The sequence below is a fragment of the Microcoleus sp. bin38.metabat.b11b12b14.051 genome (assembly GCF_013299165.1).
Classification (GTDB): domain Bacteria; phylum Cyanobacteriota; class Cyanobacteriia; order Cyanobacteriales; family Microcoleaceae; genus Microcoleus.
In genome coordinates this window covers 165,293-179,874 of the sequence record NZ_JAAFKD010000013.1, presented here as the reverse complement: position 1 = coordinate 179,874, position 14,582 = coordinate 165,293, and the positions used below count along the sequence as shown (strand labels likewise).

At 48.5% G+C, this 14,582-nt stretch carries 11 protein-coding genes; 4 read left to right on the top strand and 7 right to left on the bottom strand.

Annotated elements, in window-relative coordinates; genetic code table 11:
* Positions 1 to 367: 367 nt before the first annotated feature.
* From QZW47_RS15980 to QZW47_RS15965, 4 genes are all read right to left on the bottom strand, one after another.
* Positions 368 to 934 (bottom strand): diheme cytochrome C, encoded by a 567-nt coding sequence (locus tag QZW47_RS15980; RefSeq protein WP_293128494.1) that lies wholly within the window; start codon positions 932 to 934, stop codon positions 368 to 370.
* Between the two features lie 75 nt (positions 935 to 1,009).
* Complete coding sequence (locus tag QZW47_RS15975; protein ID WP_293128492.1) at positions 1,010 to 1,918, bottom strand: MBL fold metallo-hydrolase; 909 nt, start codon at positions 1,916 to 1,918, stop codon at positions 1,010 to 1,012.
* 543 nt (positions 1,919 to 2,461) lie between these two features.
* The gene (locus tag QZW47_RS15970; RefSeq protein WP_293128490.1) at positions 2,462 to 2,974 is read right to left on the bottom strand and encodes an inorganic diphosphatase; all 513 of its coding nucleotides are present in this window, start codon (positions 2,972 to 2,974) and stop codon (positions 2,462 to 2,464) included.
* A 484-nt stretch (positions 2,975 to 3,458) separates the two neighbouring features.
* Entirely contained in the window at positions 3,459 to 4,007 is a 549-nt protein-coding gene (locus QZW47_RS15965; RefSeq protein WP_293128488.1) for an inorganic pyrophosphatase, read from the bottom strand.
* A gap of 175 nt (positions 4,008 to 4,182) precedes the next feature.
* Here QZW47_RS15965 and QZW47_RS15960 point away from each other — a divergent pair, with 175 nt between their 5' ends.
* A complete protein-coding gene (locus QZW47_RS15960; RefSeq protein WP_293128486.1) occupies positions 4,183 to 4,455 on the top strand; it encodes a hypothetical protein in 273 nt (90 codons plus the stop codon).
* On the opposite strand, the gene QZW47_RS15955 is transcribed toward QZW47_RS15960, so the two are convergent.
* Complete coding sequence (locus tag QZW47_RS15955) at positions 4,442 to 7,660, bottom strand: adenylate/guanylate cyclase domain-containing protein (RefSeq protein ID WP_293128484.1); 3,219 nt, start codon at positions 7,658 to 7,660, stop codon at positions 4,442 to 4,444. The genes QZW47_RS15960 and QZW47_RS15955 overlap by 14 nt on opposite strands.
* A gap of 804 nt (positions 7,661 to 8,464) precedes the next feature.
* Positions 8,465 to 10,216, bottom strand: a complete 1,752-nt coding sequence (gene recN, locus QZW47_RS15950; protein ID WP_293128482.1) for a DNA repair protein RecN — start codon at positions 10,214 to 10,216, stop codon at positions 8,465 to 8,467.
* A 101-nt stretch (positions 10,217 to 10,317) separates the two neighbouring features.
* Between recN and QZW47_RS15945 the strand changes: the two genes are divergently transcribed.
* Positions 10,318 to 11,613 (top strand): TAXI family TRAP transporter solute-binding subunit, encoded by a 1,296-nt coding sequence (locus QZW47_RS15945; protein WP_293128480.1) that lies wholly within the window; start codon positions 10,318 to 10,320, stop codon positions 11,611 to 11,613.
* Positions 11,614 to 11,681: 68 nt separating this feature from the next.
* Here the strand turns inward: QZW47_RS15945 and ruvB are convergent, their stop codons facing one another.
* Positions 11,682 to 12,788 (bottom strand): Holliday junction branch migration DNA helicase RuvB, encoded by a 1,107-nt coding sequence (gene ruvB / locus QZW47_RS15940; protein ID WP_293128478.1) that lies wholly within the window; start codon positions 12,786 to 12,788, stop codon positions 11,682 to 11,684.
* 71 nt (positions 12,789 to 12,859) lie between these two features.
* On the opposite strand from ruvB, the gene QZW47_RS15935 reads away from it, so the two are divergent.
* Both QZW47_RS15935 and QZW47_RS15930 read left to right on the top strand, forming a co-directional pair.
* Entirely contained in the window at positions 12,860 to 13,423 is a 564-nt protein-coding gene (locus QZW47_RS15935) for a hypothetical protein (RefSeq protein ID WP_293128476.1), read from the top strand.
* Between the two features lie 200 nt (positions 13,424 to 13,623).
* The gene (locus tag QZW47_RS15930) at positions 13,624 to 14,430 is read left to right on the top strand and encodes an ABC transporter permease (RefSeq protein ID WP_293128514.1); all 807 of its coding nucleotides are present in this window, start codon (positions 13,624 to 13,626) and stop codon (positions 14,428 to 14,430) included.
* Positions 14,431 to 14,582 lie beyond the last annotated feature (152 nt).

Here is a 14,582-nt window from a genome sequence, read left to right as displayed (position 1 = left end):
TATCGATAGGTTTGATCGTTCGGACTTCAGTCCGCATTTTTCAAAAGAGTAAAGTCATAAATACGAACTGATATCGATAGGTTTGATCGTTCGGACTTCAGTCCGCACTTGTGAAAAGACTAAAGTCATAAATACGAACTGATATCGATAGGTTTGATCGTTCGGACTTCAGTCCGCATTTTTCAAAAGACTAAAGTCATAAATACGAACTGATATCGAAGAGATTCCAACAGGAATAGAGGGAGCATCCCGATGAGTATAGAAAGGGTTGTTCAGGAGTGCAAGCATCGGGCGATCGAGTGTTGATTACCTACCAGCGAGATGCTTGGACTCCTGTACAAAATAGAGATGGTTTCCTCCATCCTCGTTACGGGGAGTTTTGCCACTCGGCGGTAAGCTTGCGGAAATTGTATTGAGACGCGCCGGGGTGACAAGTCGCGCAACTGCTGATATTTGCTGGTTGGGGCAGCTTGACTCTGGGGTGCAAGGCTTTGAAATAGCCAGAGGTGGCTGCCCTGTAGGGGAGTTCTTCGTCTTTGGCTTGGGGACGCGAATAAGTTTGTAGGTAGTTCCACACTAACAGGCGGGGCGGGTCTACTAGGAGTTTCAGGGTTTGTCCGTAGTGTTGGGGATCTTGCAGCAACCGGCGCCAGGTTTCTGTTGGCAATACTTGCGGGGGTAAGCCGATGTGGCAGGTGGCGCAGTTTTCTAGGTACAGTTGCTGTCCGAGTTGGTAGCGTTCGGGGATGCGATCGACAGTACCATTATCTTCAATGGCAGAGACTTGAGCCAGTCGCGCCGGATTGTTGGAGCTGGCAACCTCCGCTGCTACCCGTCCGCCACAGATACAGCAGGCAATTATCAGCACCAGCAACGCGGAGTAAAGCCCCCGCAAGCCACGATAGCGAAGCTTGGGGGGGTTTTTGTGGTTCATTTTGTTTCTGCCTTCTGGCTGCTAATTTCTGGGCTAGCGAGGCGGTTTTTTTAGTCACCAGCATCGCTTTGTTTGCTAAATCACTGGTATGCTCATGCCTTCGCGGGCCAAGCACGCGTTGGCGAAAACTGCTTGCACGTCTGCTTCGACACGATCGAGAAAATTGTCGTCATGACCCGGATCGTGGTGAAACATCAGGATTCTTTTAACTCCAGCAGCTTTGGCTATTTCTACTGCTGCTTGCCAAGTTGAGTGTCCCCAGCCGACTTTCGGATTTTTGAAGTCGTAATACTCTTCGTTGGTGTAGTTGGCGTCGTAAATCAGCACGTCGGCGTTGCGGGCTAAGTGTACTACATTTTCGTCTAAGCGATCGGGAAAATGTTCTGTATCGGTGCAGTAGACGGCTGTATGTCCCTCCCACGTGACTCGATATCCGATCGCAGTATTGGGATGGTTGAGCAGTGCCGTTTCTACTTTCACGTCGTCGAGTTCGACAATATCGCCCGGAGTCAAATCGTTGAATTTCAGGTCTGACTGCATTACCTGGATGGGAACAGGAAAATTCGGGTGCAGCATTTGGTCGGCTAGACGCTGTTTGATTGTAGTGCCGTTGGGGGCGATCGCTCCGTAAATGTGAAAGCAGTTACCAGGGATAAAAGCAGGAGTAAAGAACGGAAATCCTTGAATGTGATCCCAGTGAGTGTGACTGAAAAACATATGAGCTTCCACCGGCATTTGTCGCAGCAGGTTGAGGCCGAGAACTCGCAAACCCGTGCCGCCGTCAAAAATCAGGCGTTTTTTGCCCAAACGCATTTCTACACAAGAGGTGTTACCTCCGTAGCGAATTGTTTTGGTACCGGGGGTGGCGATGCTGCCCCGCACGCCCCAAAACTGAACGACAAACTCGGTCAAAGGACTATTTTCCATAGTGGCTTTCTGATCGGAAGGCTGTGGGTTGGCTTGAGAGGGTGCGGAATCTGGCATCTTTTTTAGCTTGGCGCGCAGGAACTTGGAAGTTGAGCTCTTATTTTTTAGTTTTTAGTTTTTAGTTTTTAGCAATCCGTACTATAAAACGATCGGTAAATTATCCTAGTACCCAACCTGGGAATCCGACTTACCGAACACTTGGGCTGTTACAAGCCTAAACCGTAACGGGCACCCCGCGCGGCAGATGTCACGCTACTGAGAGATTATTTTTTGCACCCTGCCGGCTCCCCGGCGTGTTCTGTCTTCTGAGATTAAGATAGCGTTAATGTCTGTGTTTGGGTAAAATTGCCTCAAACGTAGAAGGTCTTTGCCCAATTACTGAGAATTTGCGCTTAATCTTACTCTATAAGTAGTATTGATTTCAAGATTGCGAATGGGGTGGCTGTGTAAAAAATCCTGCTGGGTGAGTCGGCATTCACCAAGAATTTTGATTGTAGCCACCCCCTCCCCGACTGCATTGTTTGACGTGCAGCGGTGGCCTTAAGTTCGGCTGCCTGAATTTTTATTCGGGTTGCAGTCGAGGAGTTTGCCGTTTGGGGCTTATTGGCGATCGGCTGCGATGCACTTTTCTACTAGGGGCATGACCATATCGACATCTTGCCAACCCAGAATTTCTGTGACTTTTTTCTCCAAATTTTTGTAGGTTCTAAAAAATTCGGCTATTTCGTCCAAGCGGTGTGGGGCTACGTCTTTGAGGGACTTCACGTGAGCGTAGCGGGGGTCTTTGTCGGGAACGCACAGCAGTTTTTCGTCCCTGTCACCTCCGTCGATCATTTCCAGCATTCCGATCGGACGGGCGGCGATGATGCACCCTGGAAAAGTGGGTTCATCCATCATTACCATGCCGTCGAGGGGGTCGCCGTCGTCGGCTAAGGTATTGGGTATGAAGCCGTAGTCGCAAGGGTATTGCACTGAGGCATAAAGCACCCGATCGAGTGCAAAGGCTTGCATCTCTTTATCAAACTCGTACTTGTTTTTGCTACCGGCGGTGATTTCGATCAGGACGTTAAGCAGTCCTGGTTTTGGCTGTGCCGGAATTAGCGATAAGTCCACAACAATATCTCCAAGTTAACAGGTGATCGGGGGTGAATGCGATATCGGTTCTCGCGGTCGAACCGTAATTTTTCTAGCCTCGGGCTTGCAACCGTCTGATTAGGGGGCTGCGACGCGACCTGCTGCTAGAAGTAAAGTTGAGCTTTGCACCGAACCGCTACTCGTTTTGATGGGGGATTGCGAAGTTAATCTCAAAGTTCCCCTGTCAAATTTTCAAACCCCTTTCATAGCATTTTAGGAGTGATCGGGCTTTCTCCAAAGCTTTATTATTGCCGGGACTATAGATCCCCGATGCCGTTGGGTACGATGTTTGGCGCTGCGGCGGATTTTCCCCCAGCCAACCGCTGTGGTGGCGAGGGATAAATAGTCAACTGAGTCAGATTGGGCCGAGGTTTTGATGCACCGAGTTGATGAGGTTAGCGTCGGACTGCCTTGCAATCATCCGGCGCGACTACCGACTTTCGAGCCAGCTAGCGCGCTAAATTTAATGTTGAATTTGCTTGTAAATTGACTGCACTACATCTAGCAGGGTCAAGAGTTGCTGCCATTCGGGAGCATCGGGTTTGTAGCTTTTGGCACGGTGAGTTTTTAAACTCTGGTGCAAGAGGTGCAGCAGCGCGTCTGGAGGCTGCAAGGAACTCTCATCTTCATCTGTTGGGCTGTCGGCTGCATAGTTTTCTATGGTTTCTTTGATGCTTTGTGCCTTATCTGCCAGACTCAAAGCCCGACCCGCCAAATTTTCTGGCATTTTTGGGCGTTCCGACAAAGACTCGCGGGTCAGTTCTTCGAGCAGTTGGCGGACTTGAGCCACCCATTCGAGATCGTTTACCGAAAAGGCATCGGATTTAAACGGTTGCCCCTGGGGTCTTTGCTGAATGCTTTGTAATTTCTGGAGTAGGGGAAGAGACTTTTGAGTGAGGTTTTCGGGGATTCTGGGGATATCTGACAGCGAGCTGCGAGCAATATCTAGCAATAGTTGGTAAACCTGATCTACCCACTCAATATCTCCCGACTGCGAATTCCAATTATCCATAACTGATGCTAGTAGTTTTCTATATCTAAGACTAGAACTTTGACTATCTGCTGAAAGCAAGCTGCTGAAAGCGCGCCACCAACGCTATTAAGGCTTACGCGCCGGGGGTCTAAAATCCGGTTTTTGAGCGGATGTTTCTACACCTTTCCCCAATTTTTTTCTGGGAAACTGGGTAATGTTAGCGACAGTCCTAACTCTTTGTTCAGCTCTCCTGAAGGTAGAAGTGCTTTGTTTTTTTTCGCCTGATGCCAGCGCCAAAAGCGGGCCAGCGGGGAAAGCGAGTCAAGCAAGTCTCTCGTCCGGTTATCTAACAATCATACCTGTTGGAGCTAATTTAAAATTGCCCCAACAGGATATTGAGGTTAATTGGTGGGTTCCGAGGGGGAGGCCCACCCCCGATCGCGATCGCCCCGCGCCGACACCTATGCCCGCTACTATTTTTCTGTGAGTTGCCACACGCCGTCCCAGTTTAGTACGTCGGGAGGGCTGAGCTTATATAAGCCACAGCGATCGACGTGCAATTTAGCTGCCTTGTTTTTGGGTTCAACTTCTAGAACGAAGTTAAATTCGCGTTCCGCGTCTCTAAAGGCTTGCTTGGCTTTTGGTTCCAAAACTTTCTTAAACTCGCTGAGGAGTTTTTTGACGCGATCGATTCCCAGATTTTCAAATTCCTCATCTAACATTTCTGCAACTGTCTCGGAGGCACGACTTTTGATTTTTGCCTGCAATAGCTGCCTGATCTGTGCGGGTTTGAGCCTTTTGATTTGAGGATTTGATGGTTCTAAGATGTCTGCTTCCAACAGTTTTTTGACTTCACCCTCTTGCAAGGATTGAATATCGTCTGCTGATAGCTGCTTAATTTTGGCTTGGAGCAACATTTTGGCTTCGTCTTCCGAGAGGTTTTTGAGACCTTCCAATTTCAACAGTTGGATTTCTGGCTGCAACAGCACGATCATTTTGTCTGCTTCCGACAGATTTTTTGGATCATAATCTGAAAGCTTTTTCAGTTGATGTAACAGCTTCTTGAGTTCCTGTTCCAACTGCTGATCGACACTGTAAGAAAGTTTCTTGATTTCTGCATCCGGCATGGCGGCGACATTATCTAAAATGTTTTTCACCTCACTGTCAGAGAGTCTTTGAGTGACTGGTGTTTTGTAATGTTCGCGAGCCTTGTTGTAATGTTCTACAACTTGTTGCTGCGTTTCGGTTAGTGACTTGCCAATGGGCGAGTATCCTTCACGGATGCCGACGAGTTCGTAAACGATTACGGGTTCGCTTTTGCCTTTGACAGTAATAAAGTCTAGTTCTCGGACGTAAAGCCGATCTTTATAATCTTTGTAGGTATTGTCACTGATGATTAAGTCAGTGCCGTACTGCTTGCTCGCACCTTCCAAGCGAGAGGCGAGGTTTACGCCGTCGCCGATCGAAGTCAATTCCATGCGTTTGCTGGAGCCGATGTTGCCGCTGACAACTTGATCGGAATGTATGCCCATACCGATACTGATGGGCAACTCGCCATTAGCCATGCGATCGTCATTGAATTTGTCTAGTTCTGATCGCATTTTGACTGCGGTTTGCATGGCGCACCAAGCATGATCCTCTAGGGGTGCTGGAGAGCCGAAAACTGCCATCAGAGCGTCGCCGATGTATTTGTCGAGAGTGCCTCCGTACTCGAATACGACATCCACCATCACTTCAAAATATTTGTTGAGCATCACCACCACTTCTTCGGCTTGCAATTTTTCCGTAAGTGTGGTATAGCTGCGAATATCTGAGAACAAAACCGAAACGTTTTTGCGCTTGCCGCCCAATCCTGTATCCCCTGAAGCTAACAGCGCTTCGGCTACTTCTGGGGTCATGTAACGGTACATCAAGTTTTTGACTTGCTTGGCGCTGCTAATATCTTCCATGACGACTAACGCCCCGTTAACTTTGTTGGGATCGGTAGCGTCAGTCATTGAATTGATCGAGAGATTGATACTCTGCGATTCTCCTGCACAGGAGATCAAAATTTGGTCGGGGTAATATTGCTGGCGATCTTTTTCGTCTGCTGGATTCAAAGACGAATCGAACCATTTGGCAAAATCGCCTTTTTCTAACTTAATTAACTCGCGCAAAGATTGACCTTCGGCTAATTCTGCCTCGCTGACACCCAGTAATTTTTGGGCGCTGGGATTTGTCGCGACTATATTGCCTCTTTTATCTGTAGAAATCACGCCGTTAGTCAGGGCGTGCAGCATATCTTTTTGTCTTTGTTCTTGCTGTTTGACTTCTGCAAACAGTTTGGCGTTTTGCAGCGCCACTCCTGCTTGGATGTTAAACGACTTCATGAATTCCAAGTCGTTGCGATTAAAACTTGCTTTCCACTGTTCGGGGGCGTGCGGCCAATCTGCTGGGTTGTAGGGAGGGAAATCTCCTTGTCGTTTTTTGTTAACTAATTGAGTAACTCCAATCAATTTGTGGTCTGAGTTAAACACTGGCATACACAGCATACTGCAAGTGCGGTAGCCTGTTTTTTCGTCGGTTGCTCGGGAAGTGACGGCGCGGGAATCTTCGTACACGTCAAAGGGAATCAGCAATGGTTCGCTGGATTGGGCGACAATGCCTGCAAAACCAGCGGTTCTGGGTATGCGAATTTCTGTAAGTTTGCCTTCTATGTTGGGGAGTTTCGTCCACAGTTCATCTTTATCTTCGTCGATCAGCCACAGGGTGCTGCGATCGGCATTCATCAGTTCTTTTGCCTGATCCATCACCCTTTTGAGGGTATCTTCTAAGTCGAGACTGCTCTGAGAAAGAGCGTTGACGGCATTCATCAGCGCCGTGGCTGCCCGCTGTCTCTGAGTTGCTGCGTAGAAAGATTTGGAGGATTCTAGAATTAGGCGAATGGAGGGTGCAAATTCTTCAAAAACTCCTTCGTCTTCTTTAGTAAATCCACTCTTGTCGATTTGTTCGTGAATAGTAGCGTGATTTTCGTGATCTGGTTTGAGTTTATTAATCAGTTGAACGACTGCTACTAACTCGTCTGTTTCTTCATTGACGAGGGGCATTGCCAGCATGGTATAAGTGCGGTAGCCCGTTTTTTCATCGGTTTTTTTGGCGTTAGCCGATCGCGGGTCGTTGTAAAAATCGTAAGGGATGTTAACCACTTTTCGGTCTGTGGCTACTTCTCCTGCAATGCCTAAGGTGGCGGGAAATCTGATTTCTAGGTTTTGACCGTTCTCATCTTGAGCAACGATCGCGAATAGTTCATTTTTATCATCGTCTAATAAAAATATGGTGCTGCGATCGGCATTTAGCAATTCCCCTGTTTTGACGGTGATCGACTGCAACATCTCGTTGAGGATGGCGTCAAATCCTTCGCTATCAAGGATATTGTCGAGCATTCCCAGGGTTTGATTGACAACCTTAAGTTTTTCTTCTACTCCCTTAGCTACTGCTTTAAAACTTTGCTTGTTTAGGGGGGCGAGAATGCTGGAAAAGTTGCCGTCGTAAGGGATAATTGCAATACTGCTAGAGGGAGACGGAGCATAGATTTCCTGATGCTGTTGGTGATTGTGATTTTCAGCGCCGACAACAACGCTTTCTACTTCTACGACATCTACTGTTACGTCCGTAGGAGAATACTTATTCGTGGAAGATGCAAAAGAATTCATAGACCTTTACAAAAGCTTAAGTGTAAGGGTTAGTCTCTAAACGAAGAGAGCGGCCAAGTTCATTAGTGGGTTACAGATCGCACAAGACTCAAGTATGTGTGAAACTATTTCTCAGTTTACAGAAGTCCGGTCTCGGCGCCCAGAAAATGCAGTTAGCATTGCTGGCGAACGGATGGCCCGACGGTAATGCGACTGTAGCATTGCTGCACTCTTTTTAGAGCTCGGGAATCTTGTTTAAATGGTTTATTAACTGATTTTGACATTGTGCGTGCCTGGTTGAAGTAGGTTCGGGCGGTCTTCGATCCGATCGCCACAACGGAGTTGAATGCGCGCTCCACCAAGGACTGCTGAAACAGGACGATCGCAGCGGGACTAGCGGCAATTGTGACACCAGCAGTTGCTAGTGATGTGTGCCCTTCTGTACACAATTGTGGTTTTTAACTATAAATTCTGTCAATTTTGCTGCTATTGGTTTCATCCCGGGACTAAAGTCACGCGGCTTTCAGCTTTTTTGTGGAATTCGCAGTTGCCCTTTTTAGTGTAACCTCCGGTTCTGAAAAAACTCCGCCTTTTTGACCCCCCGATCGGATCGAGGGTGAGGTAAGGATGCGATCGACTGAGTGTGACGCGGTGGGTTGTCGGTTGTGGGTGGGAAATTTTATTGGCAGTTTTGCGCCGGGAAACTGGTTTTTTAAGTTCGATCGTTCTACAAAGCTTGAATCAAATGTCACAACAGCAGTTTGTCCGAGTGGAAACCCTCGTTGACTGTTTTTGAGGGGTGATGCGGGAGAAATTGTCCGAGAGTCAGGGTTGGGCGGACTGAGTTTGTCGCAATCCGGCTGCTTCGACTAGCAGGGATTCGGCGAAGGCGATCGCCTCTGTGGCCGATCGGCCGCTGGCGAGTTGGGCGAGTTCTTCCCGCCGCTGCTGGCTGTTGAGGGCCGCAACTCTCACTACAGTGCGTTCGCCGGACTCGGAGTTGGCTGTTTGGCCGTTACTTAGTTCTGCTTCGATCGTCTGTTTGTTAACGCGAAAATGACAATCAGCCATGGCGGCGATCAGTGGCTGGTGGGTGACGCAGAGAACTTGGTGTTTGTCGGAGAGTTGATAGAGCTTTTTGGCGATCGCGCTGGCGACTCTCCCGGAGACTCCGGCGTCGATTTCGTCAAAAATTAAGGTTCCGGCGCCGTCTATCTGCGAAAAACAGGCTTTGATGGCGAGCAGAAAGCGACTCATTTCTCCCCCGGAGGCGATCGCCCCAAGCGGTTGCAGCGGTTCGCCCGGATTCGGGCTGAAACAAAAGGCAATTTGGTCGGCACCGGTGGCGGTTGGGGTACAAGGCGAGAGCTCAACTTGAAATTGGACTTTTTCCATCGCTAAGGGCTTGAGTTCTCCGACGAGGTGGGTTTCGAGTTTCAGGGCTGCTTCGCGCCGCAGGATGGTGAGGTGGCTGCAAGCGTCTTTTAATTGGTCTAAAGCGGTGTGATATGCGAGTTCTAAGGCTTCCATTGACTCGCCTCCTTCTAAAAGTTCGTTCAGTTCGTTTTGAATGCTTTGGTAGTAGGCGATCGCTTCAGAGAGCGGCCCGTATTTGCGGCAAATTTGTTTGAGTTCGCGAATCCGATCTTCAACTTCTTCGAGTCTTTGGGGATCTGCTTCTAATTGTTCGCCGTAGCTGCTAATTTGCCTGCTGGCTTCTGTGGCTTGAGCTAAGGCATCGCTGACCATTTCGAGGATTGACTGCAACTGGACATCGTAAACTGTCATGTCGCTTAAAATTTCCTCGGCTTTGCTCAACAAGTCGGCGGCTGAGGCGCTGTCGCCGTCGTTTTGGTAAAGGGCCTGGTGAACTTTGTAACTCTGCTGCTGCAATTCGACGATGTGGCCCAGGCGGATTGATTCTTGTTCTAACTGTTCGAGTTCGTCGCCGTCTTCGATGTGGGCTTCACTGAGTTCTCGGACTTGGTATTCTAACAAATCCAGTCTTTGCAGCCGCTGCTGTTCTGACTGGCGCCTGCGGTTGAGGGCTGTTTTGGCGGTGCTCGCTCCCAACCAAGCGGTGGTGATTGTCGATCGCGCCTCGGTCAATTTTTTGCCGCCGTACAAGTCGAGCCATTCTCGCTGGAGGGTTTCTTGTCCGAGGTGGACGGTTTGGCCTTGGGCGGTAATTTCCACGAGCCGATCGCGCAGTTGCTCCATTAGCTGGCGGTTGACGAGAATTCCGTTCAAACGCGATCGGCTCCGCAGAGTACCGCTAGAAGCGTTAATTTCCCGGCTGCAAACGGCTAAATTGCCGTCTATGGGTTCGATTTCTTGCTCGAAGAGCCACTTGGCGGCGGATGAGTCGAGTTCAAAGGTAGCCTCCAATATTGCCCGCCCTGCTCCGGTGCGAATCGATCGGCGATCGACTTTCCCGCCCAAAACTGCATCGATCGCATCTAAGATAATCGATTTGCCGGCGCCGGTTTCCCCTGTAAATACGTTCAAACTCGGGCCAAAGTCTAGATCCAGGCGGTCAATTAGGGCAAAGTTTTCGATGCTGAGGGATAGTAACATGGGAAATTGGGAATGGGGAAGGGGTAATTGGGAATTCTAATTTTCAACTACAATACTTGTAATTTTGCCATTTTGGCATTTTCGATCGAGTCTCAACATCAATGCAAAATAAATTTCTGCTGCCCCTTGCTCTATTAAGCTTCGTCCTGATTGGAGCTTTTGGCTGGAAGGTTTACCAAGACAAAGAGCGAGTCTATGAATTAACGCTGGCGACGGGCACAAAAACGGGTAATTATCATCCTTTCGGAGAGGCGCTTGCTGAGGTCGTCGCGCAACAAAATCCGCACATCCGCATTAAAGTTATTGAAACTCAAGGTGCTGAGGAAAATATGCACAAGCTTCAGGCAAATCAGGCTCAGTTGGCGATCGTACAAAACGATACGGCAGCAGTGCCTTCGGCTCGGGTAATTGCTTCGTTGTTCAAGGAAGTTTTTCACTTAATTGTTTCCGAAAAATCTGGGATTCAGAGTGTTGCTGATTTAAAAGGAAAACGTATTGCACTGATGGCTAAAGGCAGCGGCTCTTACAGTTCTTTTGGGTTTATGAGCGAACATTATGGATTGAAAGAAACCGATTTTATATCTACTTCTAATTCTTGGATTGAGGCAGGTAAATTATTTAGTAATGGCGAGGTAGATGCTATTTTTCGGGTACTGCCTCCCGGCAGCGATTTGGTGAGAGATTTGCTGCAAAATACGCGGGGCCGATTAGTGCCGATCGACCAAGGAGCAGCCATGAAAATTAAGTTACCTTACTTGGAAGCGGATGTAATTCCTAAGGGTACTTACAAGGCAGATCCGCCTGTTCCCGATGCAGATTTGGCAACAGTGGGAGTGCAGGCTACTTTGTTGGCCAGGGAGGATGTCAATCCGGAAGTCGTGCGGGAAATTACGCGGATTTTGTTCGAGTACCGCCGCAATTTGGTGGCTGCTAATTCGCTGGCGGCAATGATTAGTCAGCCGGGAGGGAGCGGGGGTTTGGCTTTGCCGCTGCATGAGGGGGCTCAGGCTTATTACGATCGCGAAAAGCCGGATTTTTGGGTAGCTAATTCTGATTTTCTGGCTTTGTGGCTGTCAATCCTCACGCTTTTCGTGTCTTGGCTGTGGCAGTTGCGATCGCGTTTTGTAGAAAAACAAAAAAATCAAGCGGATCAGTTTAATTTGGCGATTTTAAGTTTGATTAAAAAAATCCGCCAAGCGAAAACATTGCAACAAATCGATTTGTTGCAAGAAGAGTTATTTAATATTTTTCAGCAGGTGATTGTGGATCTGGATGAAGATCGCATTGATTCTGATTCGTTTCAATCTTTTACTTTTACTTGGGAAACTGCTATGAAAATTGCGCGCGAGCGAGAAAATATGTTGCGGGATTTGCGGCTGGCTTCAGATAATTTATGATTGTAATTATTATTGGATCGAATATCGATCCATCGGGAAACCGCAGATATCAGGCAGCTCAACCAAGATTAATTTTCAAATAATTTAGGCGAGACAAAACCTAAATGTTTCCAAGCAGCCGCTGTGGCAATTCTGCCCCGACTTGTTCGCTGCAAAAATCCGATTTGCATTAAATAGGGTTCGTACACGTCCTCAATTGTTTGAGTGTCTTCTCCGGTGGAAGCTGCGAGAGTTTCTAAACCCACCGGGCCGCCGTTAAAGTTTTCGATCATTGCTGTCAAAAGAGAGCGATCTGTCCAATCCAAACCTAGCGGATCGACGTTGAACAATTCGAGGGCGACGGATGCAACTTCGGCGTTAATTGGCTTTAAGTTTTTGACTTCGCTGTAGTCTCTGACTCGGCGCAACAAACGGTTAGCAATCCGGGGTGTTCCGCGAGCTCGGCGGGCAATTTCTTCAGCTCCTTCTGGGGTGATTTGAGTGTCGAGAACTTGGGCGCTTCTTTGGACGATTAGACTGAGTTCGTCTATTTCGTAGTAGCGCAGTCTTTGGATTAAGCCGAAGCGATCGCGCAATGGAGATGTCAGCGATCCAACTTTTGTAGTTGCACCTACTAAGGTAAAGGGTTTCAGGGGAATGCTGCGGATTTTGGCGGTTTTTCCTTGACCGATCGTAATATCTAAGCGGCAGTCTTCCATCGCCGGGTAGAGGATTTCTTCGGTAACTTTAGATAAGCGGTGAATTTCGTCGATAAACAGCACGTCGCCTGCTTTGAGGCTCACGAGCAATCCGACAATATCTCGGGGTTTTTCTAGGGCGGGGGCGGTGGTGATTTTGCATTCTACTTCCATTTCAGCCGCTAGAATTAGCGACATTGTGGTTTTTCCTAACCCGGGCGGGCCGTACAGTAACAGGTGATCCATCGGTTCGCCGCGGGATTTGGCTGCTGCAATTGCGATCGCCAAAACTTCTCTCAAGTCTTTTTGTCCGATGTATTCAGCTAAACGCTGGGGCCGGATTTTGTCTTCTTGTTTGTTGTTGATTTCGTCTGGTAATTCTTGGGATTCCAGCAAGGATTGTGTCTGGGGTTTGACGGCTTTTTTGCGGGTGGCTGGGGCTATGTCTTCGGGTAGATTTGGATCGGGGGGCTGTTGTTTGGAGGAGATAATTGCCATATTTATTTGCGCTCGCGCGACAGGGATTGTTTACAATTACTAGCAGAATGTTGACAATTATTGAGTTCGTTATGAGTATCCCATCTTCTTTACTAGCACCGGAAAGTATAACTTTTGAGGGGGCGATCGAGCTGACTCAATCTTTACTTTCGCTGATTGAAGCCGATTCCCTACGGGATAGCTACGCTTCACGACTTTTAGAGGCTGAGATCGAACAAGCTGTTACATCTCTGGTGAAAACGCAGAATGGTGCTAGAGGTTTTTTTGTCACCTATCTGACGGACGATTCACTCGTAGCAGACCGGCCGTCACCCGGAGTTGTCGAGGCGCTGCGATCGGCTCCTGAGATCGTAGCAGAACTGCTGGTGAAAAATGTGGCGATGTCCTCGGCTATGGTGTTGCATCATTCGCGCCATCAAAATCAGGAGATGGCAGCGAGTTCTGCTAGAGTGCAGGAGCGATCGCGCAATTTGATTGAGATGCTGCAACTGCCAGCCTGTCAAACTGTAGCGTCGCAAATGCTGGCAAGTGTGCAGAATGCTAGCGGCGAGTACGAGGAATTTTTTCGGCGCTGGGGCTACGACGAAGAGCAAAGACGAGCGATCGGTGCGGCAGTGCGATCGGCGATCGGCTAAAATAACTAACCGGCGATTCCCGCTGCTGGGGTGACAGATGCTTGATCAAAGCGGCGGGGCTGTGGAATAATTGCGGTTTAACAAAAGCTGCACGATTGTAGCTGGAGTTGATTTAGGTGTGATGGTAGTGAACGAGGGCGAAAAAATTGCACAGAACGGTGAAAGGAGTTGCCCAAAAAGCCCGAACAGTCGGCGGCAGGCTGCCGGCAAGCAGCCAGCGGTGGGCGAATTTCAATCTGCTGCTAACATTGGTGCGGCGGGACTTAGAAGCTCAATATAAAGGCTCGATTCTGGGCAATTTGTGGCCGCTGCTGAATCAGCTATCGCAATTGGTGATTTACACATACGTATTCTCGATCGTCCTTAAGGTAAAACTGAAGCTGGCAGGTTTCCCGGAAAACAGCGACATCACATTCGGAGTCTGGCTGTTTGCAGGTTTGTTACCTTGGAGTGCATTTACCAGCGGTTTGATCAAGTCGGGAGTATCGGTGGTAGGGCAGCCGAATTTAGTGAAAAAAGTGGTATTTCCCCTCGGTTTGCTGCCGCTAGTCCCGATTTGTACAGCTTTTATTGAAAGTTCTATCGGTTTAGCAGCTTTGATCGCGATCGTAGCAGTGTCAACGCAAAAGCTCAACGCTACTTTACTTTTGCTGCCTCTGGTTTGGGTGCCTCAGTTATTGATTACAGCCGGCTTGGGATATTTGACGGCGGGCTTGACGGTGTTTTTGCGAGACATTCCCCAGACTTTAGGTGTTATTCTAAATTTTTGGTTTTATCTGACGCCGATCGTCTATCCAGCATCGATCATCCCGGAAGAATGGCGAGTTTGGATATTTTGGTTGAATCCAATGGCGGCAATCTCGGAGGTTTACCGAGATTTGATACTGCTTGGAGAAGTCAAGCACTGGGGCGAATGGGGTGTCGCCACGCTGATTTCTGCTGCTATATTTTGTGGAGGTTTTGCGGTTTACCGGCGTTTGCGTCCCGCTTTTGCCGACGTGCTGTAAATTAGTTTGAGAATGAAAGTTAACCTAAAATCTCAAATCCCAATCAACGTTTGTAGTCAGGACTTGCATTCCTCATGCAAATCTCAGGGCTGGCATTCCGATCGCTCAAACCTATGTTTTGTCCCAGGGGACATAAGATCCATCTCAACTCT

Excerpts from the sequence above, each read along its gene's own strand:
- QZW47_RS15980 (WP_293128494.1), bottom strand. The coding sequence starts at position 934 with ATGAACCACAAAAACCCCCCCAAGCTTCGCTATCGTGGCTTGCGGGGG.
- QZW47_RS15975 (WP_293128492.1), bottom strand. The coding sequence starts at position 1,918 with ATGCCAGATTCCGCACCCTCTCAAGCCAACCCACAGCCTTCCGATCAG.
- QZW47_RS15965 (WP_293128488.1), bottom strand. The coding sequence starts at position 4,007 with ATGGATAATTGGAATTCGCAGTCGGGAGATATTGAGTGGGTAGATCAG.
- QZW47_RS15960 (WP_293128486.1), top strand. The coding sequence starts at position 4,183 with ATGTTAGCGACAGTCCTAACTCTTTGTTCAGCTCTCCTGAAGGTAGAA.
- QZW47_RS15955 (WP_293128484.1), bottom strand. The coding sequence starts at position 7,660 with ATGAATTCTTTTGCATCTTCCACGAATAAGTATTCTCCTACGGACGTA.
- recN (WP_293128482.1), bottom strand. The coding sequence starts at position 10,216 with ATGTTACTATCCCTCAGCATCGAAAACTTTGCCCTAATTGACCGCCTG.
- QZW47_RS15945 (WP_293128480.1), top strand. The coding sequence starts at position 10,318 with ATGCAAAATAAATTTCTGCTGCCCCTTGCTCTATTAAGCTTCGTCCTG.
- ruvB (WP_293128478.1), bottom strand. The coding sequence starts at position 12,788 with ATGGCAATTATCTCCTCCAAACAACAGCCCCCCGATCCAAATCTACCC.
- QZW47_RS15935 (WP_293128476.1), top strand. The coding sequence starts at position 12,860 with ATGAGTATCCCATCTTCTTTACTAGCACCGGAAAGTATAACTTTTGAG.